Annotated in this window: 25 protein-coding genes; 19 read left to right on the plus strand and 6 right to left on the minus strand. The window is 39.1% G+C overall.

Annotation, left to right across the window (positions count from 1 at the left end; translation table 11 throughout):
* Positions 1-32: 32 nt before the first annotated feature.
* Complete coding sequence (locus ACXAEA_RS10755) at positions 33-185, minus strand: YpzG family protein (RefSeq protein WP_475095874.1); 153 nt, start codon at positions 183-185, stop codon at positions 33-35.
* A gap of 227 nt (positions 186-412) precedes the next feature.
* On the opposite strand from ACXAEA_RS10755, the gene ACXAEA_RS10760 reads away from it, so the two are divergent.
* From ACXAEA_RS10760 to ACXAEA_RS10770, 3 genes are all read left to right on the plus strand, one after another.
* The gene (locus ACXAEA_RS10760) at positions 413-1,354 is read left to right on the plus strand and encodes an ABC transporter ATP-binding protein (RefSeq protein ID WP_475095875.1); all 942 of its coding nucleotides are present in this window, start codon (positions 413-415) and stop codon (positions 1,352-1,354) included.
* Positions 1,351-2,295 (plus strand): ABC transporter permease, encoded by a 945-nt coding sequence (locus ACXAEA_RS10765; RefSeq protein WP_475095876.1) that lies wholly within the window; start codon positions 1,351-1,353, stop codon positions 2,293-2,295. The genes ACXAEA_RS10760 and ACXAEA_RS10765 overlap by 4 nt, the downstream gene beginning before the upstream one ends.
* A 66-nt stretch (positions 2,296-2,361) precedes the next feature.
* Positions 2,362-2,919, plus strand: a complete 558-nt coding sequence (locus ACXAEA_RS10770; RefSeq protein ID WP_475095877.1) for a GNAT family N-acetyltransferase — start codon at positions 2,362-2,364, stop codon at positions 2,917-2,919.
* Positions 2,920-3,331: 412 nt separating this feature from the next.
* Here the strand turns inward: ACXAEA_RS10770 and ACXAEA_RS10775 are convergent, their stop codons facing one another.
* The gene (locus tag ACXAEA_RS10775) at positions 3,332-5,449 is read right to left on the minus strand and encodes a PBP1A family penicillin-binding protein (protein WP_475095878.1); all 2,118 of its coding nucleotides are present in this window, start codon (positions 5,447-5,449) and stop codon (positions 3,332-3,334) included.
* A gap of 226 nt (positions 5,450-5,675) precedes the next feature.
* On the opposite strand from ACXAEA_RS10775, the gene ACXAEA_RS10780 reads away from it, so the two are divergent.
* The 6 genes from ACXAEA_RS10780 to ACXAEA_RS10805 all read left to right on the plus strand — a co-directional run bounded on the left by ACXAEA_RS10780 (position 5,676) and on the right by ACXAEA_RS10805 (position 11,470).
* Positions 5,676-6,209, plus strand: a complete 534-nt coding sequence (locus ACXAEA_RS10780; protein ID WP_475095879.1) for an RNA polymerase sigma factor — start codon at positions 5,676-5,678, stop codon at positions 6,207-6,209.
* Positions 6,196-7,689: a hypothetical protein gene (locus ACXAEA_RS10785; protein ID WP_475095880.1), complete on the plus strand. Its 1,494-nt coding sequence runs from the start codon at positions 6,196-6,198 to the stop codon at positions 7,687-7,689. The genes ACXAEA_RS10780 and ACXAEA_RS10785 overlap by 14 nt, the downstream gene beginning before the upstream one ends.
* Before the next feature lie 190 nt (positions 7,690-7,879).
* A complete protein-coding gene (locus tag ACXAEA_RS10790) occupies positions 7,880-8,437 on the plus strand; it encodes a GNAT family N-acetyltransferase (protein WP_475095881.1) in 558 nt (185 codons plus the stop codon).
* Positions 8,438-8,928: 491 nt separating this feature from the next.
* Positions 8,929-9,867 carry a magnesium transporter CorA family protein gene (locus ACXAEA_RS10795; RefSeq protein ID WP_475095882.1) on the plus strand — a complete coding sequence of 313 codons (939 nt, stop codon included), beginning with the start codon at positions 8,929-8,931 and terminating at the stop codon, positions 9,865-9,867.
* A 285-nt stretch (positions 9,868-10,152) separates the two neighbouring features.
* Positions 10,153-11,283: a stage II sporulation protein P gene (gene spoIIP, locus ACXAEA_RS10800; protein WP_475095883.1), complete on the plus strand. Its 1,131-nt coding sequence runs from the start codon at positions 10,153-10,155 to the stop codon at positions 11,281-11,283.
* Complete coding sequence (locus ACXAEA_RS10805) at positions 11,276-11,470, plus strand: hypothetical protein (protein ID WP_475095884.1); 195 nt, start codon at positions 11,276-11,278, stop codon at positions 11,468-11,470. The genes spoIIP and ACXAEA_RS10805 overlap by 8 nt, the downstream gene beginning before the upstream one ends.
* Before the next feature lie 32 nt (positions 11,471-11,502).
* Here ACXAEA_RS10805 and corA read toward each other — a convergent pair whose 3' ends face one another.
* On the minus strand, positions 11,503-12,453 hold the full coding sequence (corA, locus tag ACXAEA_RS10810; RefSeq protein WP_475095885.1) for a magnesium/cobalt transporter CorA: 951 nt from the start codon (positions 12,451-12,453) through the stop codon (positions 11,503-11,505).
* 205 nt (positions 12,454-12,658) lie between these two features.
* On the minus strand, positions 12,659-13,171 hold the full coding sequence (locus ACXAEA_RS10815) for a CBO0543 family protein (protein WP_475095886.1): 513 nt from the start codon (positions 13,169-13,171) through the stop codon (positions 12,659-12,661).
* An 86-nt stretch (positions 13,172-13,257) separates the two neighbouring features.
* Between ACXAEA_RS10815 and ACXAEA_RS10820 the strand changes: the two genes are divergently transcribed.
* Positions 13,258-13,653 (plus strand): VOC family protein, encoded by a 396-nt coding sequence (locus ACXAEA_RS10820; RefSeq protein WP_475095887.1) that lies wholly within the window; start codon positions 13,258-13,260, stop codon positions 13,651-13,653.
* A 65-nt stretch (positions 13,654-13,718) separates the two neighbouring features.
* Here ACXAEA_RS10820 and ACXAEA_RS10825 read toward each other — a convergent pair whose 3' ends face one another.
* On the minus strand, positions 13,719-14,384 hold the full coding sequence (locus ACXAEA_RS10825) for a glycosyltransferase (RefSeq protein ID WP_475095888.1): 666 nt from the start codon (positions 14,382-14,384) through the stop codon (positions 13,719-13,721).
* 185 nt (positions 14,385-14,569) lie between these two features.
* Between ACXAEA_RS10825 and ACXAEA_RS10830 the strand changes: the two genes are divergently transcribed.
* From ACXAEA_RS10830 to ACXAEA_RS10870, 9 genes are all read left to right on the plus strand, one after another.
* Positions 14,570-14,971 (plus strand): NUDIX hydrolase, encoded by a 402-nt coding sequence (locus ACXAEA_RS10830; protein WP_475098117.1) that lies wholly within the window; start codon positions 14,570-14,572, stop codon positions 14,969-14,971.
* 19 nt (positions 14,972-14,990) lie between these two features.
* Positions 14,991-15,821 carry a phosphotransferase gene (locus ACXAEA_RS10835; RefSeq protein WP_475095889.1) on the plus strand — a complete coding sequence of 277 codons (831 nt, stop codon included), beginning with the start codon at positions 14,991-14,993 and terminating at the stop codon, positions 15,819-15,821.
* 88 nt (positions 15,822-15,909) lie between these two features.
* Complete coding sequence (locus tag ACXAEA_RS10840; protein WP_475095890.1) at positions 15,910-16,143, plus strand: hypothetical protein; 234 nt, start codon at positions 15,910-15,912, stop codon at positions 16,141-16,143.
* Positions 16,144-16,370: 227 nt separating this feature from the next.
* Positions 16,371-17,621 (plus strand): MFS transporter, encoded by a 1,251-nt coding sequence (locus ACXAEA_RS10845; RefSeq protein ID WP_475095891.1) that lies wholly within the window; start codon positions 16,371-16,373, stop codon positions 17,619-17,621.
* Positions 17,622-17,739: 118 nt separating this feature from the next.
* Entirely contained in the window at positions 17,740-18,630 is an 891-nt protein-coding gene (locus ACXAEA_RS10850; protein ID WP_475095892.1) for an aldo/keto reductase, read from the plus strand.
* A 167-nt stretch (positions 18,631-18,797) separates the two neighbouring features.
* Positions 18,798-19,340, plus strand: a complete 543-nt coding sequence (locus tag ACXAEA_RS10855; RefSeq protein WP_475098118.1) for a glycerol-3-phosphate acyltransferase — start codon at positions 18,798-18,800, stop codon at positions 19,338-19,340.
* A 67-nt stretch (positions 19,341-19,407) separates the two neighbouring features.
* Entirely contained in the window at positions 19,408-19,692 is a 285-nt protein-coding gene (locus ACXAEA_RS10860; RefSeq protein WP_475095893.1) for a phage holin, read from the plus strand.
* 385 nt (positions 19,693-20,077) lie between these two features.
* A complete protein-coding gene (locus tag ACXAEA_RS10865) occupies positions 20,078-21,076 on the plus strand; it encodes an NAD(P)H-dependent flavin oxidoreductase (RefSeq protein WP_475095894.1) in 999 nt (332 codons plus the stop codon).
* 357 nt (positions 21,077-21,433) lie between these two features.
* A complete protein-coding gene (locus tag ACXAEA_RS10870; protein ID WP_475095895.1) occupies positions 21,434-22,003 on the plus strand; it encodes an MEDS domain-containing protein in 570 nt (189 codons plus the stop codon).
* Between the two features lie 73 nt (positions 22,004-22,076).
* On the opposite strand, the gene ACXAEA_RS10875 is transcribed toward ACXAEA_RS10870, so the two are convergent.
* The gene (locus ACXAEA_RS10875; RefSeq protein WP_475095896.1) at positions 22,077-23,051 is read right to left on the minus strand and encodes a LacI family DNA-binding transcriptional regulator; all 975 of its coding nucleotides are present in this window, start codon (positions 23,049-23,051) and stop codon (positions 22,077-22,079) included.
* Positions 23,052-23,113 lie beyond the last annotated feature (62 nt).

Genomic DNA, 23,113 nt, shown 5'->3' on the forward strand with positions numbered 1-23,113 from the left:
CCTTTTCCTTTTTTTACGTTTGCAAATATCCTCTACCAGCGGTGTGCTTTTGCGTTACCTCTCGCAAGTATGGTATTTTTGGTCACTTGTGTCTGACCATTCACTTGTGAGTTAGCATGCTTACGCCTTGCCCAAGTGTGGTGGAAAAGCTCTGAGTGAGGATCCAGCTGATCTTTGTAACTCATACAATCACCTCAGGATGGGATTTTTGAAACGACTGATATTCAAAAATGAACATCACTTATAGAGTTTGTATTATCGATGGGCAATATACACATTAGGTCTTCATCCATCGATAATCTGTTTGATAAATATTTTTTTTGCTTTTTTTGTAACTTTTTACAATTTCCATCGTATTATTGTTTGGATGATAAAGTATAAATTCAATTTTTTTTGGAAATGAGGAGATACTATGTCGCAATTTGCCCTTGAGGTAAAATCATTAACAAAAACAATAGGCAAGAAGACGATTGTTGATGATGTCAGTTTTGAAGTGGAACGAGGAGAGATTTTTGGCCTTCTCGGACCGAATGGAGCTGGTAAAACAACGATTATCCGGATGATTGTCAGCCTGATTAATCGAACAGGCGGAACAGTGTTAGTCAATGGACATGATCTGGACGATTCTTTTACGGAAGCGATGAATGAGTTAGGCGCGATCGTAGAGAATCCTGAATTTTATAAGTATCTAAGCGGGTATAAGAATCTTCGCCATTACGCACGCATGGCATTGAGCGAAGTTACTGAGGAGCGGATTGAAGAGGTTACGGAACTGGTTGGCTTAGAGAAGGCGATTCATGATAAAGTCCGTACATATTCTCTTGGCATGCGCCAGCGACTTGGTGTCGCACAGGCAATTTTACATAAGCCGTCCATCCTGATTCTCGATGAGCCTACAAATGGGCTTGATCCACAAGGAATTAGAGAGTTCCGTGATTATTTACGGTTGCTCGCAAGCCAGGGGACATCGGTTTTAGTTTCATCACATCTATTGTCAGAAATGCAGCTTATGTGCGACCGTTTCGCCATCATTGAGCAAGGCAAACTAATACATATTTCTACAATAGATGAAACTGAATCTTCAGATGTTACACCAAAGCGTACCATTGAGGTGGAGGTCTCAAACTCAGCAACAGCGAAGAAGCTTTTGGCCGAAAAAATGCCTGAAATCAAGGTAACGTCTGTCAAGGACTCTCGATTGACTTTAACCGTTGAGAAGGAAGCCATTCCAATGATCAATAAACTATTTGTACAAAATGATATTGATGTATATGAAATACTGAATGTGAAAGCAACGTTGGAAGATCGCTTCCTTGAAATTACAAATAAAGATAAGAAGGAGCAGATGGCATGATCGCATTAATCCAAAACGAATTAATGAAGATATTCGGAAAAATGGCAAGCTGGATTTATTTGGTCGTAGTTGTATTGGCCGTCCTGATTGCCGGCATCATTTATGCCAAATTCAGCGGGGATCCGAATCCAAATTGGCGTGAAGATACTCAGACAGAGATCAACATGCTTCAAAACCAACTTGAGTCTGCCCCTGTCGAGGAAAAGGAAATGATTCAAACGCAAATCGATCAGACACAGGAATACTTGGACAAGGATATTAATCCAACAGCAAAGACGAACTGGCATTTCATGAATGATGTAGTGATAGGAGTCAGTTCTCTCGTTACCTTATTTGTTGTAGTGGTGGGCAGTGCGAATGTGGCTGCTGAATTTTCTGATGGTACAATCAAACAGCTATTGATCCGCCCTCACAGAAGATGGAGCATTTTGCTGTCCAAGTACATTGCGGTCATTATCTATGCCGTGCTAATGGTATTAACACTGATTGTATCTGGATATTTGATCGGTTTGATCCTTTTTGGCAGCGGAGATTTCAACATGAAGATTTTTGAAATCACACTGGAAGGAAGAAAAGAAGCAATCGTCGGTGTTCAGTTCTTCCTGAAAATGCTTTACTTTATACCAAGCCTGTTGATCGTCATGACGATTGCCTTCATGCTTTCCACTCTGTTCAAGAGTCAGGCGCTTGCGGTCGGGATCGGCATCTTTGTACTCTTCTTTTCATCAACACTAGGCGGCATCATTCTGATGCTTGCAGACAAGTATACGTGGGCGAAGTTTCTTATCTTCCCTCATTTGGATTTAACGGTATACGCGCTTCAGGAAAGGATTCTTGAAGACATCACCCTGCCGGTTTCATTGTCGATCCTCGCAGTATACTATGCAATATTCATGATGGTCACATTTTTCTTCTTCCAGAAGAGGGATATCAGTATTTAAGAAGAATTTATGAAAGAGCGGCAATGGCCGCTCTTTTTAATTATTGAAAAAGAAAGGGAGAGGGAAATGAACCCTTTATTATTGGAATTCCCAACAGAATTTGAAACAGACAGGCTATTAATCAGGATGCCTCTGCCAGGGGACGGGGCAGTGACGTGCGAATCAATCAATGCTTCTTTAAAAGAACTGAAGCCGTGGATGCCATTTGCCCAAAAAGAGCAAGATGCTGAGGAAACTGAAATTGTGATCCGCCAAGGATATTTGAATTTTTTAAATAGGACAGACTTGCGCCTGCTTGTATTTAAAAAAGACACCGGAGAATTTGTCGCTTCATCAGGTCTGCACCGAATCAATTGGGAAGTGCCAAAATTTGAAATCGGATACTGGATTGATACACGGTACAGCGGCAAAGGATATATGACCGAAGCTGTACAGGGAATCACAGATTTCGCAGTCCGCGAATTAAAGGCCAGGAGAATTGAAATCCGCTGTGACTCACTGAATACAAAAAGCAAAGCGATACCAGAGCGCCTCGGATTCAATTTGGATGGAATCTTAAGGAACGATTCCGTATCAGTTGACGGTGAGTTAAGGGATACTTGTATTTATTCAAAGGTCTTCTAAAATTGGCTTTACTAAAGATACTCATTGATTATTAAACATTCTGTTTTCAATATTTTCTAAGCAGGACCCAGTTCGGACAATTCTTAGCTTCATCTCTGGAGTTTTGTCCGAAAAGGAGATGACTTCGGACATTTCCCCGTAAACTGTCTGGTTTTTTGTCCAAAGGGGACACGGCTTCGGACATTTCTGCGTGTCCTCACTGGAATTTTGTCTAAAGGGAACACGTCTTCGGACATTTTATCTTTCTTTGCACTTCTTCTTAGCAAGAAGTGTGGATTTTTTTATTTCTTTCACGTTACAAAATCAACAGTAGAAGAGATATTTCATAAGAGAATCCCTCTGGGGTATAATTATCGCATCAATAAGACTCGAACATCAGAAAAGAGCAGCCACAGGCTGCTCTTGACTAAATTTATTGACCCTGCCATTCACGAAGTTTATCGATTACTTTGTCGCCAGCTTTAGTGGCGTCTTCCTGCATCTGATCTAATACTTTCTTCCACTTAGGTGCTTCCTCTTTAAGTTTTTCTTCGACTTGGCCAGCTCTTTCTTTCAATTCTTTTTCGAGTTCATCTGCTTTATCCCTGATTGCTTTTTCGGTTTCTTCGTAATCAATTGTCTTGCCGGCTAATCGGTCGTTTACCGATTGGACCGCGAATTTTTCCGTTTCAATATGCGGCAGGGATTCCTGCATGATTGCCCGGAAGATTGGTACGACATCCTTCGAGCTGCTGCTGGACAGATAATGCTCCCGGTCGGTCTTATCATATCCAAGCCAAACTGCACCGACAATGTTTGGGGTATATCCGACAAACCATTGATCTTTCGTTCCATTAATATCTGCATATGGCAGCTGGGTGGAACCGGTTTTACCAGCGATTTGAACATCTTCGAACTTGGTACCTTTACCAGTTCCAGTTTCAACGACATTCAACAGCATGGATGTCATTTCATTTGTTACCGTTTTTGAGGTGACTCGTGTTGTCGAGCCGTCGTGTTCAGCGATAACTTTACCTGTTGGACCAACTATTTTTGTAATTAAATGTGAATCATGACGTTTGCCGCCATTTGGAAATACAGAATATGCTTCAGCCATTTGCAGTGGGGAAACCCCGTTATGCATGCCTCCTAATGCTAATGCCAGGTTCTGGTCTTCTTTTTCAACCTTGATCCCAAATCTTCTAACTGCATCAATTCCTTTATTCAAACCAATCTCATTCAACAGCCATACCGCTGGCAGGTTGATTGATTTCTCGATGGCCTCATACATTGGAACCTCGCCCTGATATGTGTCTGAGAAGTTTTTTGGACTGTAATTTTTGAATGACATCTTCTTGTCAACAAGCTTAGAATCGAACTCATAGCCTTCCTCCAAAGCTGGAGTGTACACTGCCAGAGGTTTCATGGTTGAACCCGGCTGAGCTTTTAAGTGAGTCGCCCTGTTGAATCCCCTAAACACCTTATCACCCCGGCCGCCGACCAATGCACGGACGCCGCCATTAGTCGGGTCGAGAAGGACAGAGCCGCTCTGGACTAATACATCCCGTGCCCGATCAGGGAAAAGGTAATCCTGACGGTAGACTTTTTCAAGGCCGGATTGAAGATCCTGATTCAATTCTGTATGGATTCGGTATCCTCTTGTCATGATTTCATCCTGGGTCAGGCCATATTTGCTTGTTGCTTCGTCCAGAACGGCATCGACATATGAGGGATATTTTCGGTCAGCCAGACTGCCTCCACCGTCTTCAAGCTTGATTTCTTCAGATTTGGCTTTTTTGTATTCAGAATCGGTAATCATCCCGTGTTCGTTCATTTTTGCTAGAACGACATTTCTTCGCTTGATCGCTGCTTCGTAATTGTTATAAGGATCAAGAGCAGAGGGTGCCTTGAGCAAGCCAGCAAGCAAGGCGGCTTCACTGATTGTCACATTTTGAATATCCTTCGCAAAGTACTTTTTGCTTGCGTTGTTGATCCCAAACGCACCGCTGCCGAAATAGACCTGGTTAAGGTACATTTCTATGATTTCGTCTTTTTCATAGACCTTCTCGAGCTCAACTGCCAAAAACAACTCTTCTACTTTACGTTTATAAGTTCTTTCAGATGACAATAAGGCATTTTTCGTCAGCTGCTGGGTTAGGGTACTTCCGCCCCCGGTAATGCCTCCAGCCAAGAGATTTCCAAAGAAAGCACGTGCAATTCCCTTGATGTCGAAGCCGTTATGCTCGTAAAAGCGTTCATCTTCGATAGCGATTACGGCATTCGGTACATGCTCCGGGATTTCTTTTATCGAAACACCGCCTGTCCTGTTTGTTGCAAGTCTGCTTGCTTCTTCACCATTTTGATCATAAATGGTTGTGGCTTGGTTTAAACCATCCTTAAGAGTCTGTACATTCGCCCTGCTTGCGATGAAGGCGAACCACAGGATCGACAACAATATGAAAACTAATAATACCAATAACATAATTTGGGTAAGGTGGCGTTTCTTCCAAAATCGGACAACAGCCTCCCATAGTCGTTGCAACAATTGCATACAATTTCTCCTTTTTAAAGATGAAGCTTCTTAGTATAGGTCCATGCTGGTAAAATTAGGGTAGCAACCTAATTTAACTTTCATTATAAATGATTTATTCGGTTTCGGAAAAGCAGAAGCCCTTTTGACCAGTACTCTTAGTATTTCATTAAATTTAAAATTATTTGTAAAAAGCTGAAACAAAAATTGCATTCAAGCGACTTATTAGGGAATGGGGGAGTGATAAGTGGATGATAAGCGGCTTGATATAAATGAAATTTACGATCTATATTATCGCGATGTCTATCATTTCGCGCTTTATTTTACAAATAACAAAGAAGAGGCTGAGGACATCACACAAGAAACATTCATTAAGGTAATGAAATCAATTGGAGGTTTGAAGGAAACAGGCAAGCTGAAAACATGGATTTTATCAATTACAAAGAATACTGCAATGGATTTACACCGCAAAAAGAAATTTATCCATTTGTTTCCGGACTGGGTTTTCGATAAGGAGAAAGATCATTCAACTCCTGAAGACAGACTGATCAAAAAAGGAGAATGGGCAGAACTGCAAAGTGCTTTGCTGAAATTAAAACAGCAGTACAGGACGGTTGTTATTTTACGGGGATTGAAGGAACTGAGTATCAAAGAAACAGCAGAAGTGCTTGGATGCACCGAGGCAAAAGTGAGAGTCGATTATCACAGGGCACTCCAGCTCTTGAAAAAACAGGTATTATCTAATGAGGAAGGGTGGGGACTTGAAAATGGACAATCGTAAGCAAGAGTCTTTTGATCAACGGTTCCTTTCTCCTTTGAAAAACAGACCAGGACTTGAGCCTGATGAAAAATTCATTGAGAAGCTCCGTTCAGAAATCACAAATGGCAACAACGCAAATTTAGTGAAGAAACAGTGGCGCTGGCCAATTTTGATTCCGATGGCGCTGGCAGGTTTATTATTTTCCGTATTGACCGCTTCTTTCCTCGGCACGGATGCTGAAAGGAATCAAAGCGAATCCGCCAAACTGGTAGTCACAGACAAAGATCAAGCAGATAAAGAGGATGGCGTAGAGAGAGATATATACAAAATCACTGCAAGTAATGATGCGTTCGAGCAAGTATACCGGTCAGTGGCCAAATCTACTGGTTCCCAAACTGCAGCGCGCGAGCTTGTTTATTACCTTGATGCATTGGAAAAAGGGGATGAACAATACATCCGTGACGTGTTACTGTTTGAATACTATGATAATAAACTCCAGGAAGTGATTGAGTATTACCAATCTGCAGATTTCTCAACAATTGAAATAGAAATGGTCGAGTCATTACAAAATGGTCGCTCAATGGTGACATATTCTTTTCACGACAAGGAGAAGAATGATCGAATCAAAAGGCGTCTGCTCCTTGATCTATCAGATGGAAAACATATTAAGGTTTTTGATGCTATTCTACCAGCCTCAATCAATGCCAATAAAGATGATATGGTTCGAGAAAAAGCAGCATTTTTAAAAGAGAATTTCAAATTGGGAATGACCGAAAAAGAAGTACTGCAAATTTTTGGAAACGATTATGAAGAATTCGTTGATTCTGATGCGGAAGATGGTTCAATTAAAGATTGGCGATATCAGTTCTTTATGGAAAAAGGAACTTCGAGCAATGTCCCGAACAAAAGCATCGTTGACTATGAAAACCTGGTCAACCAGAATATCGGGATACAATTCTGGATTGGATGGTCATCCGACAATAAAGTGATGAGAATGTCGATGTTCTATACTTTAAACGGGAAAGTCAACGCAACATTGTTGAGAGCAGATGGAAGTGTCGTTGAAGAAGTGCAAAAGACTGGAGAAATCATACTTGATTCAACTCCGTTTACACTTGATGAAAAAGAAAAGGCTGTCTATGATCTATTTAAAAATGATAAGGCGACTAAACATTTAAAGAATCTTCCACCATTGAGTATCTCGAAATTATATATTCAAGCTCAATTGGATGATGATCCTGAGACCCAATATGCTCTCTACACCACTCGCTCAGAAAGGATCATGTGGTCAAAGGAAGAACATATTAAGGAATCAAAGAAATACCAATCTTCAAAGGAAGAAATCTTGACCGCATTCCAGGGTCTCCAGACAGGAAAATTTGTAAAAAACAATGATGAAGAGGGTTATATCAAGTTTGAGAACAAAAATGGGATGCAGGGATTCAGTATGAGCATGGATCCTGACGGGGTCTGGAAGGTTAATTTTATGCCAATCCAATAAATACAAAGCAAGGTATCCTGATGTGGATGCCTTGTTTTTTGTTGTTAATAATAATGTTATGTTAACTTTTTTCATTATGGATGAAGATGATTAGATTACAGATTGCTTTAAATGAACTTGTATCAACCTATTGAAAGAGATGATATAATCATGTATAAATTTTCCAAAAACCAAAATTGGAGGTCCTAAAATGGAAATCGAAGATATATTTGGCAATCTGCCTATTTTAGAAACACCACGGTTGACCCTTAGGAAAATAACCATGGATGACGCTGAAGATATGTATTCCTACGGATCAAACGAGGATGTAGCTGCATACGTCACTTGGAACAGGCATGAGAGCTTATCTGATACAAAAGATTTTATCAACTTTGTTCTTAAACAATATGAGAATAAGAATCTTTCACCATGGGGTATTGAAGATAAAGTAACTGGGAAGTTAATCGGAACAATAGATTTTGTTTCATGGAATCCAAGGCATAATTTTGCTGAGATTGGTTATGTCATTTCTAAGGATTATTGGGGGAAGGGAATCGCAACAGAAGCAGCAAAGGAATTGATCAGATTCGGATTTAACCATATGGAACTGGTCAGAATTCAAGCTAAATGTTTTCCAGAAAACATAGGATCATTCCGAGTCATGGAAAAGGCCGGTATGTCTTTCGAGGGTATCATCCGTAAAGGAATGATGATCAAAGGTGAGCATCGCGATTTGAAAATGTACTCTATATTAAAAGATGAGTTTTAGTAATTAATTCATAATTTTTTTAAATAATAGCATCTCCCTAATACTAAATAAAAGCAGCCAATTTTTGGTTGTTTTTTTGGTTGTTGGCTCTGTTATATAGCAATTGGTTTTTTAAACCCTGTTGATTGCAGTGGAAGGCGCGCAGACTCCTGTGGGATCAGCTGGACAGGTGAGACCCCGCAGGAGCCTGCGACGAGGAGGCTCAGCGCCAGCCCCGCGGAAAGCGAAGCGCCTGGAACGGAAATCAACAGCCTATTTTAACAGAGCCATAAAATAAAAAATTTCATTGTACTTTTCCATAGTCAGGAGTAAGATGTAAGAGGTGAAAAAAGAGAGGAGTTGGTATCTTTGGGTTATTCAATAGAACCTGATCCCGATAGGCGCGGGGAAGTCGATGATCTATTAGATTTGATACAATTGAATGCTTCAAGGCGATCAACTCTGAAAAAAGGTAGTTGGCTTCCTCAATAACTCATGAGGAGGTTGGTTAAATGCTGGAAATCTTTAAAAGCAATGAAGAACGACAGCTGAAAAGTGTTGAGGAAATTTCAAAAGGCTGCTGGATCAATATGGTCCATCCTTCAGAGGATGAAATCATGAGAGTTGCCAGTGAAACGGGAATTGCCATTGATTTTATCAAGGATGCCCTCGACGATGAAGAGCGCCCAAGAATTGAAAAGGAAGACGGCATCGTATACATTATTGTCGACTATCCTTACATTACTCATGATGATTCTGGTTTTCCCATCTATGAGACCATTCCAGTAGGAATCATCCAGACTGAAAATTGCATTGTAACGGTGTCCTTAAAAGAGACACCTGTTCTAAATGAATTTAAAACAAACAGAGTCAAAGAATTCTATACTTTCAAAAAAACAAGATTTGCCTTGCAAATCCTTTATGTCATCTCTATTTATTATTTACGGTATCTGAAGCAAATCAATAAAAAAACGAATGAAATCGAACGCGAACTTCATCAGTCCATGAAGAATAAGGAATTATATGCATTCCTTGCACTCGAGAAAAGTTTGGTGTATTTTACGACTTCCTTAAAATCCAATAAAGTCGTACTTGCGAAAATCATGCGTTTTAACTATTTAAAAATGTATGAAGAAGACAAGGACTTGCTGGAGGATGTTATCATTGAAAACACTCAGGCAATCGAGATGGCTGAAACATACAGTTCGATTTTAAGCGGGATGATGGATGCCTTTGCATCGATCATTTCAAACAATCTTAACATGGTGATGAAATTCCTTACCTCCATCACCATCATACTATCGTTTCCTACAATGGTCGCAAGCTTTTATGGAATGAACGTAGACTTGCCATTCCAGCACAATCCCTTTGCGTTTTTCCTAGCTATGAGCATGGCTGTCTTGCTGGCAGGGCTGACTGCCTTCATATTCTGGAAAAAGAAATATTTTTAAAAAGAAAAGCGTTAGCGCCTTGGTCAGCCCCGACAAGCGCTGGAGGGCATGAAGGTGAAGTCGTTCTTTGACTTCATTGGCAGGATCGAAGCGTCTCGAGGGGCTAGGCGCTGGAGCTGGACATTTCTCGAAGTGAATTTTATGATTTTTACAAAGTTAACGTCTGGACATTGTCCAGGCGTTTTTTAGTCTAAATAACGCTAGTTTTACATACTTATTGAATAAATAGAGGGTATCAATCCAGAAAAATTCATTTTAAGAGATGAAAAGCAAAAGGGTGATGGAATGATCGAAATGTTGAACAATGCATATAGAAAATTCATGATGATTTTGATGGTGCTGGTCTGTACATTAAGTTTGTTCCTGGTGGCAGGTTTTATATCATCGTCCAATATTAGCTTTTTTAAGTTTAAAGTGAACGGGGATATTGGAGCTGAAATGTTTCTCAGAATCATCAGCTATGAAAACCCTTTGATTGGACATGCATTAACCGGATCGAACGCAGAAATTTCAGTACTGTCTACAGGGTTTAAATTAATTACGAATATTGAAATGAATGATATCAGGAGCCTGATTAGAAGTGAAATCCCTGGTTTCATGGCCTTTGATTCCAATTTCCTGATTGCTGAGGAAGGTGTCGATTTTACGGATATCCCGATTGAATCGGCGCCGCCACTTGAAGTGTTGCTGCAGGAGAGGAATATGGCAGCAAACGAATTGAAGGAGTTGAACAGCGGCAACATTTCGTCTGGAGCTTCCCCAACTGAAAAATCGGTATTCATATACCATACACATAGCTGGGAATCCTATTTGCCTTTGCTTGGATTAGAGGGAGCAGAGAATGTTGACGAGGCTGTAGATGGTAAAACCAATATAACAATAGTAGGCGAGCTGCTAGGGAAAGAATTAGAGAATCGAGGCATTGGAGCCCGCGTAGACAAAACCAATATTGGTAAGGAGTTGGAAAAGAAAGGGTGGTTCTATCCACAATCATACAACATATCCCGCTCGTTGGTGCAAAGTGCCATGGCTGGCAACAAAAAATTGGACTATTTCATCGACCTGCACCGTGACTCTGTTAGGAAGGATTCGACCACAGCTATCATTAACAACGAACCTTATGCAAAGCTGGTTTTCGTCATTGGCGAGGAAAATAAAAACTTCCAAAAGAATCTGAAATTCGCAAATGAACTTCACCAAATGCTTAATAAAAATTATCCTGGAATCAGTAAAGGTGTGCTTCCAAAAAAGGGGGAACTTGTGGACGGGATTTACAATCAGGATTTACATGGTAACTCGCTGGTCGTTGAAGTGGGTGGGGTTGATAACAATATGAAGGAACTGAAAAATACCGTCGAAGCTTTAGCAGAAGCGATCAGCCAAATCTACTGGAAGGCGGAGGAGGTAAATGGCTAATCACCGCGAAAAATACCTATGGCTCCTTTGGACATGCGCAGCTTCTTTGCTTGCTTACTATTATTTGACCTTGGCCGTTACATTCGCTTTCTTTTTTACTGGGTTAATTATTGTCAGTAAGTGTTTGATAGAGGATCATCTGGAGGAACAAGAGAAAATTGAAAATCAGAATGAAAGGAACCATTGAAGCGTAGCTTCAATGGTTTTTAGTTGTCTTCGTCATTTAAACCAGCCCTTTTTCCTGAACCAGAAAAACATTGTTATGCCAATGAATAACATGGTAAATAAAGCTCCGTAGTAGCCAAACCTCCAATTTAGCTCTGGCATATTTTCGAAGTTCATCCCGTAAATACCTGCTATGAAAGTTAGAGGCATAAAGATTGTCGTGATAACAGTCAGTACCTTCATAACCCGATTTGTTTCGTGTGCATTCATCGAGAGATAGCTATCCCTGATATCTGTTGTCAATTCACGGCTGGCCTCAACCTTTTCACCAAGTCTCAGCAGGTGATCATGAATATCTGCAAAGTATTCCTTCTGGGCTAAGATTCCAGCTAATCGATGAGAATTGATCATGCGATATACGAGATCCCTCATTGGAGTAATGGTATGTCTCAACGAGAGAAGTTCATGCCTTGTATCAAACAGATCCTCAAGCAATTCTTCCATTGAACGGCCAGCAGAGTTTTCATCGATATCATTCAATACATCTTCGATTTTATAAACATGAGGGAAATAATTATCCACGATTTTATCCAAAACATGATAAAGGACAATTGAAGGGTTCCAATTCACAGGCATTTTCGCAAGCTCCAGCCGCTGCCAGACATCATCAATTTCCCGGTTCTCGGTGTTATGAAATGTTACAATATAATTTGGTCCTAAAAAAACATCCACTTCTTCTTTTTGCATTGTATCAGCGTCCAGCGCCTGAAAAACAAAAAAATGATAATCATCATAATAATCCAGCTTCGGTCTTTGCAGTGTGTGAATACAATCCTCTATCGATAATGGGTGAAATTTGAGTGGATTCTTAAGCAGCTCAATTTCTTCATTGGTAGGTGATGTAAAATCAATCCAATACCAGTGATCATCATTAGTAATTAAATCAGGAATACTTTTTCCCTTTAGAATTTGTCCTGTTGAATGAACAGAAATAGTACGTATCATTTGTTCTCCCATAAATCTTTTTAATCTATTATATTCTCAGTGAACGAGATGAAGCAAAGCAGAAGCCTGACCTCATTGCAGTTGACTAATCATTTCTTGCGATATAAATAAAGGAACATCAATAAATATGATGTGAAAAGAAGTATAATAAACAAAGGTGTGCTGAGGGTATTAGGCATTGATTGGAATTCCTTCCGGTTTCAAGTCATTTTAAATCAGCGAAAGAAGGGTGGTGGAAGTAGAGCAAAATTGCCACGATAGGGATCGACACCAGGATTGCAAGTAATGGACGCTTATAATGAAGGCCTAGAATTGTAAACATTATGACATTGAAAAATGCAGAATTGAGCAACCCCCAGCCATTGTCATAAATAAACAGACCTTTTTTTTGGAACAGGAGTTCAATGAAGGTAAAATAAACAACCCATATGGTTATGTAGATCAACCGTTTATTGAATGTTTTAGGATAGTATCTTAAAAAAATCATTAACACAATTGGGATGATGATAAAGCTGAAAGATAAGTCAATGAAAGTATGATTCAGCCATGAAGATTTCGGTTTGTAAGCCCATAAGGTATGATTATAGAAAATGAAGTTATAAAGAAGATTGCAAATTACATAGAACTGGACTGTTGGATAGTATTCCTTCCAGCGTTTCCAGTCCACAAAAAAATATCCAAAAATTATGTAAACGGCTACAACCATAAATAAATACATATTATGACTTCCTTTTGGATTTTAAGTTATTATTTCCACTAAAGGAAAATTCAATACGAATTTCTGTCAGATGAAGGGGTGCAAACATGATCCATCACGTAGAAATTAATGTTTCGGATTTGAAAAAGACAAGGGATTTTTGGGATTGGTTTTTAACTGATTTGAATTATGAAATATATCAAGAATGGGAGAAGGGAATCAGCTGGAAATTTGAAAATACATATTTAGTATTTGTCCAAACAGAGGAAAGGTTTATACAAAATCGATATCACCGTTCTCAAACTGGTTTAAATCATCTTGCATTTTTCGCACATTCAAAGGACCATGTTGATCAAATGGTTTCGAAGCTGTCAGCTAGGGGTGTGCCGTTACTATATCAGGACAGGTATCCCTTTGCAGGAGGGAAAAACTACTATGCATTATTTTGTGAGGATCCTGACAGAATAAAGGTAGAATTAGTAGCTCCTGAAGGTTCGGTTTAAAAAGACATAAATTCTTTTGTCTAAAGATTGGTTACACAAGAAATGAAGCTCGCAAATTGCGAGCTTCATTTTTTTCGGCTGCACCGGAATTTTTCAGGAAACTGTTTTTTTATTCCTTTAGAAAGTATATCCGCAAACATGATCATATGTTCTTTTCCTTGATCAAATGCTAGGATATTTGCTTCCCATTCTTTATTTAATCTGGTTGTCACTTCGTCCGTGACTAGTTTTAAATGCATATGGAGGAAGTCTTTAAGTTCTTTCTCATTCAGTTTTGGATTGGCTTTACTTAGAAATATAGCGATATCATCAGCATTTTTGTACCAATCTTTATTCAGTTTATTAAAATTTTCTTGATCATTCGTTTTTGCGGCCTCTACTAATTTACCTGCAATTACAATATGGTCCGTCAGCAATGCTGCTAATTGATTACCTGCTTCCTCTCCGTAATATGGCTTAATAGCATTTCCAATATCCTTCTGATTTTTTAAAAGCCTCGCTAGTACAGCTTCCTGATCCTCAAGACCGCCCACATTACTTTTAATATACTCTCTTGTCCAGACAACATGATCGATCCATAATTTTCTCATGTCATTTTTCAGTTTGATAACCTCATGCCAATTACAATGCTGGCGATCATGATTTTTGCCTTGTGCTGCAATTTCCATATGAGGCATCGCTACACTTAACATCAAAAGTATTAGTACAATCTTTTGTAAAAGTTTTCCCATTGATATCTTCTCCTTTTAATTCAATTCGACCTCCTTATTTTGGTTCGTTTTTCTAAATTCATTCTTATTTTTTCAGAAGAAGGAAATACGCATTAACTAAAGAATATATACTTTTAGTTAAAAGCGAGAGGATCTTTCGGTTGGTTTAAGAGTCCTTAAGGATAGGGGAATTTGTATTGAGAAGAGTGGACGTCGTGTACTCATTACTATTTGATGATCAAAAGAAGAAGGTTTTAATGGTTAATAATGTTGGTGGAGGCTGGTCACTTCCTGGGGGAGAAGTAAACAAAGGAGAAACATTAAAAGATGCTGCAGTCAGAGAAACTTTGGAAGAAATGGGCCTTACCATTGAGGCCGGCAGCATTGTCGCTGTGAATGAGAGGTTCAGGGAAGACCTTGGAGTTCATGTTTTTTTCATTACATTCAAAGCCAAGATCACCAATGGAGAAATTTTCACCAGAGATGAATCCGAGATTTCACAAGTAATGTGGATCGATACAAAAGAAGCAAATAAATTAATGCCATACTATCAAAGTGGAGTAGAGTCTTTGCAAAGCTCATCTGTACCATACTATTTTCAAACTTAAGGCCTGGAGGACTGCAAAGATGATTATTTATCAGATATTAAAGGATCTCACAAAACAGGGTTTGATCAATAATGAAGATGCTGGCTTCAAAAAGCTAAGCGGGGGAACGGTAAGTGATTTATTTTTGATTGAGCCTAATATTGTTGTAAAGCGCAATGAACCGCAAATCGTTGAAGCAGAAACCTTTTACCTTAAGTTTTATGAAGAATTAACTATCTTGCCAAATTTATTATATACGCATTTAAGCAAGGACTACCTTGTCTACACCTACATAGAAGGGAATATAGGAAATTCTAAGGATAAATACACTATGTTAAGTAAATTAATCCACAATCTATTGAATCACTACAAACCATCTCCAATTGAAGGGAAATGGGGTTGGGTTGACGATCCAACAGATTCTTGGAGAGATTTCATGTTCACAAGAGCCACCGAAGCTAAAACCATAATTAAAAGCCATCTTAACGAAAATGATCATCAATCCGTTTTCTCACTGATTGACAAAGACGGCAGATATTCATTGGTGCAGCCATATTTGCTTCATGGTGATTGTGGTATCCATAATTTCATTTTTGAAAGTGGAGAGCTTTGTGGAGTTATTGATCCAACACCAGTGGTTGGCCCACCTATTTACGATTTTATCTATGCGTTTTGTTCTTCACCAAATGAATTGACAAGGGAAGTTTTGGATTCGGCGGCAAGGCAACTGAACTTTACCTGTGAAAAGATATATGAAGAAGTCCTGATTGGCCTTTACTTAAGACTCGCTACCTGTATAAAACATCATCCCGAGGATTTCCCTGCATATATTACTGCCTGGGACAATTGGAAGCAGGTATTGGGGGAATAAATTCTTTCTATTAGCTAAGAAACATTAACTTTGGGTAAAGGTTAAAAGAGTCTGGTATTCTAAATATATACATAAAGGAGTGATTGCAATGGGAGAATGTAAAATTGATCATACACATGATGATGTAAAAAAGAAATTCGAATCGCAAATGGAATTTTTGCCGGAGGATATGCAGCCACTATTCGCACAATTTTTCCAGGAAAGTCATACTCAGGATATCTTGAATGAAGTTTTCCACTTACTGAAAAAATACGACCTCGCATCAGATGAGGAAAAAAGTGAACGCAATAACCAATTATATTTAGTATTAAGAAATGTATAGAATAAGGACGAAAGGAGCTCTCAATGCTCCTTTTTTTGTTTTTTGAAAAATTGCTTTTTCTGATTCTGAACTCCGATTAATTTACAGAATATTTTTTGTTTCATTCACAGTATAAATTCCTATTGCCAGCAAAAACCAGAAGGAGTAAAATTAGGTGGAAATTTCGAAATACAAAATAATTTCACACTCCCTAAGGCTTATGAAGCCTAACGAAAGAAGAGGTCTGTATGCAATCTCCTTCTGAAATTACTAAGTTAAATGAGAAGAATAGTATCATAAATGGAGTGGCTTCAACTATTGTCATGAGCATGAGCAGTAACTATTTTGCTCTGTTTGCAATTGGAGTTCTGGGAGCGACGAATTATCAGGTAGGCCTGATCAGTTCATTGCCGCAAATCGTTGGGATGTTCGCAATGATTTTAGGAACGGTAATCATGAGCAGGCTCCAAGAGAAAAAGAAGTTCACTGGCTTATCGATTCTGTTTACCCGATTATTCCTCCTGGGTATGTTCTTTGTCATTTACTTGCCAGAAGGGTATAGTGCCTGGATATTTGTCATTCTCATTGGTTTGATGAATCTCCCTGGTTCATTTGCGATGCTCAGCTGGCAATCCTTTATTGGGGACCTTGTTTCCGATCGCCGTAGAAGCAGCTTTTTCAGTGAAAGGAACCGGATATTGACCATTGCCGGCATGATTACAACTTTCATTATTGGCGTGGCACTCCATTGGTTTGATAAAAGCAACCCGCTGCCTTATCAGGTTCTGTTTCTTTTTGCATTCGCATTTGGAATAGTTGAAGTTTACTATTTAAATAAACATATAGAGCCAAAGAAGGAAAACTTGGCTGAAGCGAAAAAGTTTAACTTGGGCTGGGATGCATACAAACATAGACCTTTCATTTATTTTCTGATATGCGGGCTGTTTTTCAACTTCGCCTGGCAGCTGGCCTGGCCGCTTTTCAATATTTACAATATCAAAGTAGCGCATATGACAGGTTTTTGGATCAGTATCATCACTGTTGCAAACCAAATTGGACAGATCATCAGCTATAAGTGGTGGGGAAGGATGGCTGACAGGCACAGCAATTCCCGGATGCTCGCAGTGACAGCGGTTGGGATGGCAAGCGCACCATTCATGACGATTTTGTCGACCAATATGTATTATTTAACATTCGTCAACTTTACATCAGGACTCTTCGTTTCAGGTACGGTGTTATTACTATTTAATCAACTACTGGAAGTGACGAAAGAAGAAAATAGGGGAAGCTGCATTGCACAATACAATATCCTGCTTGCGATCATTGGCTTTGTTGCTCCTCAAGCAGGCGTATACTTGCTTCAGTACAGCTCAATAGAAACATTGATGAATATTGCTTCTGTATTACGACTAGTCAGCGGAGGAGTTTTCCTGTTGTTCTTCTTTTATATGAAAAAACAATTTATCGCCAACAGAAAAGTAGCTGTCCCTAGAACCTAAATGAATATATTTCATGAATGCACCTCCTAATAAGAGGTGCAGTTCTTTTTTTAACAAGATCTTTTAATGCTATAATGAATCACATCAGCATTGAAATACATAATTGGAGTGTTGCCATATGACGAAAGCCTTCGAAAAACGAAGAATCCACAGCATGAATGAAGACGTAACTTTTATTGGGTTTGGAGCATTGTCCATTGGCCGGGACTGGGGATTGTCTGATAAAAAAAGGCCTGATGAAGAAGAAGCAGGAAAAGTCTTAAATGCAGTTCTGGATCTTGGTATAAATCTTGTTGACACTGCAAGTGCTTACCACCGCAGCGAGGACCGGATCGGAAAATCGATTTCGGCAAGGCGAGGTGAATATATTCTTGCTTCAAAGTGCGGAGAACATAATGACGAACCTTCCACATATTATGATTTTTCCTATAAAGCAGTTAAAGAATCGATTGACAGGAGCTTAACGCTTTTAAAGGCAGACGTAATTGATTTAATGCAAATCCACTTTGGCCCCGAACCAGAGAAAGTCATTTCTGACGGTGAAACTGTACGTGCCATGAAGGATGCACAGAAAGAAGGGAAAATCCGATTTCTCGGCGCATCAATTGACGGCGAACTCGCAAGGCAATGCATATTATCTGGTGATTTTGATGTCATGCAGATGGAATACCATTTACTGAACCAGGAGAATGAGCAAAATATCAAGCTATGTGAAGAAAAAGGTCTGGGCGTATTCATTCGAACTGGATTAGGACGGGGTTTACTGACTTCCAGGGCTTTGCAGGCAGAGATGAAACCAGCAAAACTGAAAAAGATGCTCGACCTGGTCAACAATGATGGTGATTTATTATCATCCCTCGCCTTGAACTTCCTATATGAAAATACAGGAATCAGTTCTGTGTTAATTGGTACAAAAAACCTTGAACATCTCAGAAAAAACATCGAATTGCTTGAAAAAGATGTAGATCAGAAGTTACTTGAACAAGCAATCAAAATTGGAAGAAGCTAATACTATGCCGGTCTATTACTAGGCCGGCTTTTTCACGTACTTTAACCTTATATATACTCCGATGAATTAGAGGAATTTACAGGCTTATTACCGAATAAATTTTAGAAAATACTATAAGACAGGTTGTGTCAATTTTGAACCTTTTTCTTTATTTTATTCTTTCATATGTGATTGGAAGTTTAATGGCGGGTTATATAGTAGTTAAATTTCTTGGGAATAAGGATATTCGAAAGGAAGGCAGTGGCAATGTGGGGGCCCGGAACGCAGGGCGGGTCCATGGGAGGACGTCATTTGTGCTGACCTTCCTTGGTGATGCATTCAAAGGGGCAATTATCATATTCGCTGGCAGATATTTTGAATTTACTCCTGAAATCGTTTTAGTGGCATTAGGATTCACGATTCTTGGCCACCTAAAACCTATTACTTTAAAATTCAAAGGCGGGATGGGAATATCTACATTTATCGGCGGCATCCTGGCTTATGACCCCATTTTGGCTGGAGTAATGGTTGCGGGCTTCATTTTGCTATTTCCTTTTGTTAAAAGTTTTACCTTTGCAGGTCTTGGCGCATTCCTATTTATTCCTTTTTCCATCTATTATTTGGGACACTCTGCCTTGTCAGCTGTAATTGCTGGGATTTTAGTGATCATGATCATCTTTGTCCACCGGGAAGATATCATTGAAAGATTAAGTAAAAAAACAAAAAAATAGAACATACAAGACGAACGCTGACAACCCTCCTTCCTTGCGGCATATGATAAAGAAAGCAGAAATCTCAATGGAAGGAATGGTTTTGTTGATAAACTGGAGTGTCAGATTCAAGAATAAAGCCTGGGTCATTGCGTTCGTTTCGCAATTAATGATTGTTGCACAAATAGTCTTAGAAGGTATGAATATGCTTGGCTGGACAGATTTCAGGTTAACTGAACAAGTCCAAAATGAAATATTAATGCTGGTTAACGGAGTCTTCATGATTTTATCAATGCTTGGAATCGTACAGGATCCTACCACAAAAGGATATAATGATAGCGAAAGGGCAATGACCTATAAGGATCCAAATTAATAAGAGAATGTTTATAAACAGCACATTTTGAGGTAAAGCATTGAATAGGATAATATATCCTTTCGAAAGGAGCCGGTACAATGTGGACCTGGGTTTCGCTTATACTTCTCCCTATAGCCGTTTTACTCTTAATTGAAGAATTGAGCCAATTTTTATGGCGAAGTTACTTAAAAAATCCGGAGGATAAAAAGAATACTAGTTTTTCCCGGTTGTTGAATGCTCTAAAAAAAGCAACACAAAAACTTAGAAAGAATCCTTCACTATAATGTGTCGGATTCTTTTTTAATATAATTAACTTTCTTCTTTATTGAAAAATTGAAGGTGTTAACTTATTATAGAGTAAGATATTCAGAAAATTTAGAAATGTAAAAGAAGGGATGTTAACATGAATAAAGTTATACCGGAAAACTGGTGGAATCAGCTTAAAATTCCAGCTATCTCTGCACCAATGTTCCTTGTTTCAGGACCTGAACTTGTAAGCGCTTGCTGCCTGAATGGTGTGATTGGTTCGTTCCCTGCTCCTAATGCACGCCCAATTGAGGTTCTGGATGAATGGATGGGAAAACTGAATGCAGACCTTGAGGCTGCACGAATGATGGATCCAGATCAGAAAATTGCTCCCTGGGCCATGAATATGGTGGTGCATAGCTCATACAGCAGGCTTGATGATGAACTGGAATTATTAAAAAAACACAAGCCGCAACTAGTCATTACATCATTGGGAAGTCCAAAAAAAGTTGTAGAGATTGTACATGATTACGGGGGCCTTGTGTTTTCCGATGTAAGTGATGTTAAGTTTGCCAAGAAAGCCGCTGAAACTGGTGTTGACGGTCTAATATTAGTTGCCAGCGGAGCAGGAGGCCACGCAGGAGAACTTAACAGCTTTGCATTTGTTGATTCAGTAAGGGCTTTCTGGGACGGTATTATTGTTCTTGCAGGTTCAATTACAACAGGAAAGTCCATATTGGCAGCTCAAGCGGCTGGAGCCGACCTCGCATATATGGGAACAAGTTTCATCGTTGCAAAGGAAAGCATGGCAACCGATGATTACAGACAGATGGTCGTGGATGCTACTCAGGACGACCTCATCCTGACTGATGCTTTTTCGGGAGTGAAAGCAAATATGCTGAAACCAAGCATCAGGAAGGCAGGACTTGACCCTGAGAAACTGTCCAAAAAAGAAATCGTCAATTTTGATTCAATGCAAAAAGAAACGAATGCAAAAGCCTGGAAAGACATTTGGTCCGCCGGGCAGGGTGTAGGAGCAATTCAGAAAATAGAATCCGCTGCTGAAATCATCAGTCGATTGGAATCAGAATATAAAGAGGCTTTAGCAAACTTAAACAGCCAGGCACAGAAATTAAATAGCCTGACAATCAAGTAGCAGGCATTATATAGATGCATTTAAATGCCCATAATGGTCGAGCTCATATACAAAAGGGAATAAAGAACTCTTTTTAAATGACTGAAATAGTAGATTTCTGTACAAAAAGTTGATTTCACCCTTCATCGGACCTCTATATGTCCGATGTTTTTTTAAATATTAATAGGTTATTAATTGCAAGCATTTTTTCACTTATGGAATTTATTTTCAACTAAGACGTATATATATAGGATCAGAAAGTACAATTGGAAACAACATAAATCGAATAATTTTGCTTTGTGTGCTATCATTAGACCCATTACTAATTATGAGAATTCATTGTCTGTTTTCCTTGGATTCCAAAGGAGACTGATAAAGATGGAAAAAGAACTTCAAAAATTGATCAGCGAAGTTAAAGATAAAGGAGCACATATCTTTTATTCTTTTGAGGATCAAGAGAAATATGTAAATAACCTTTTAGACTATGTCTCTTCGGCAATCCAGCTAGGAAACCATGTAATGATCATAGAGAATGATCGTCTTTTGATAGATATAAATCAACGAATTGCAAATGAGCTCAAACCGGAACAAATGGAAATGGTCCATACAATCAACAATTATGATTTTTATTGCTATCGCGGTAATTTCCATAAAGAAACGATACTGAGTTATTTAGATAAAATGATTACTCCATTTTTGCAAAACAATATTCCTATCCAAACTTGGGCACATGTCGAGTGGCGTGAACAGAAAGAAATTTTCCAGACATTAGGTGAGTACGAAACAGAAGCTGACAAAATGCTTCAGGCTACAAAATTGGTTACTATTTGCTGTTATGACGCCAACAGGGTGCCTCAATCATTAAAGGAAATCTTATTGGAATGCCATGATTTTTATATGACGGATGAGCGAATTGATCCAATAGATCGTAAAGTCAAAAAGTATTGAATCCGACGCAACTAAAACTATTGCAGAAATAGCATCCTTGCTGGATGCTATTTCTCTGTCAAAAATGATAATTTTATACAGAGTTCCTTGCGACTAATTGGAAAGGAAGTACAACCTTCCTTGAGTAATTTACGTTTTGGGATTTCAAAATAAATGCATCAAAAGCAGAAGCACCTAATTGCTTCGTAGGAATCCCAATTGTGGTGATTCCCAGGATTTCGGAAACAGGATGATTGTCAAAGCCCACTATAGCTATGTCACCAGGAACATCAAGTCCTTTGTTCTTCGCTTCAGTCATCATCCCAGCTGCCACCTGGTCATTACCGACAAGGAATGCTGTCGGTTTTTCGTTCCATCCACAATATTCATTAATTACTCTTCTGCCATCATCAATTATCAAACATTGGTCAAGAACCCATTCACTTAACACTTTTTGGCCGATCGATGCCAATTTCTTTTCATATGCTTTTTTTCGCTTATGGCTGTTGGTTCCCTCCAGTCTCCCTAAGCAAATGGCAATCTTTTCATGACCCTTAGAAATTAAATAGTCGAGCCCAAGTTCAAATGCTGCATCATGCATAATTGAAACGGATGGGAAGTGCTCCTGGTCAGCATCTTCGCATAAAATAATTGGCCCGAATTCTTTATATTTCAATAACAGATCAAATTGAATGGCGCGTGAACAGAAAATCACACCATCGATTAGATGCCCGCGCAGTTGGTCCAATGCTTCCATTTCCTTTAGGGGATTATAGTCAGTTTGAAAAAGGACTAACTGAACATCCTTTTTCATCGCCTCCTCAGCCATACCTTCAAGGAGACTTGAAAAATAAGGGTGATTGATCGTTGGCAGGACAATCCCCATCATATTTGTCTTGCCTTTCGATAAATGAACAGCGTTAATATTGCGGCTATAGTCCAATTTTTCAATTGTTTTAAGGACGATGTCTCTTTTTTCTGGACTTACATATGGGTGTTCATTGAGCACCCTTGAGACGGTGGAGACCGATACGCCTGCCAGACGGGCAATTTCTCGTATATTGGCCATTTTCAAAAAACCTCACTCTTTGTATTAAAAGACTTGACCTGAAACGCGTTTCACAAATTATG

The sequence above is a fragment of the Mesobacillus sp. ABV4_180 genome, assembly GCF_056158485.1.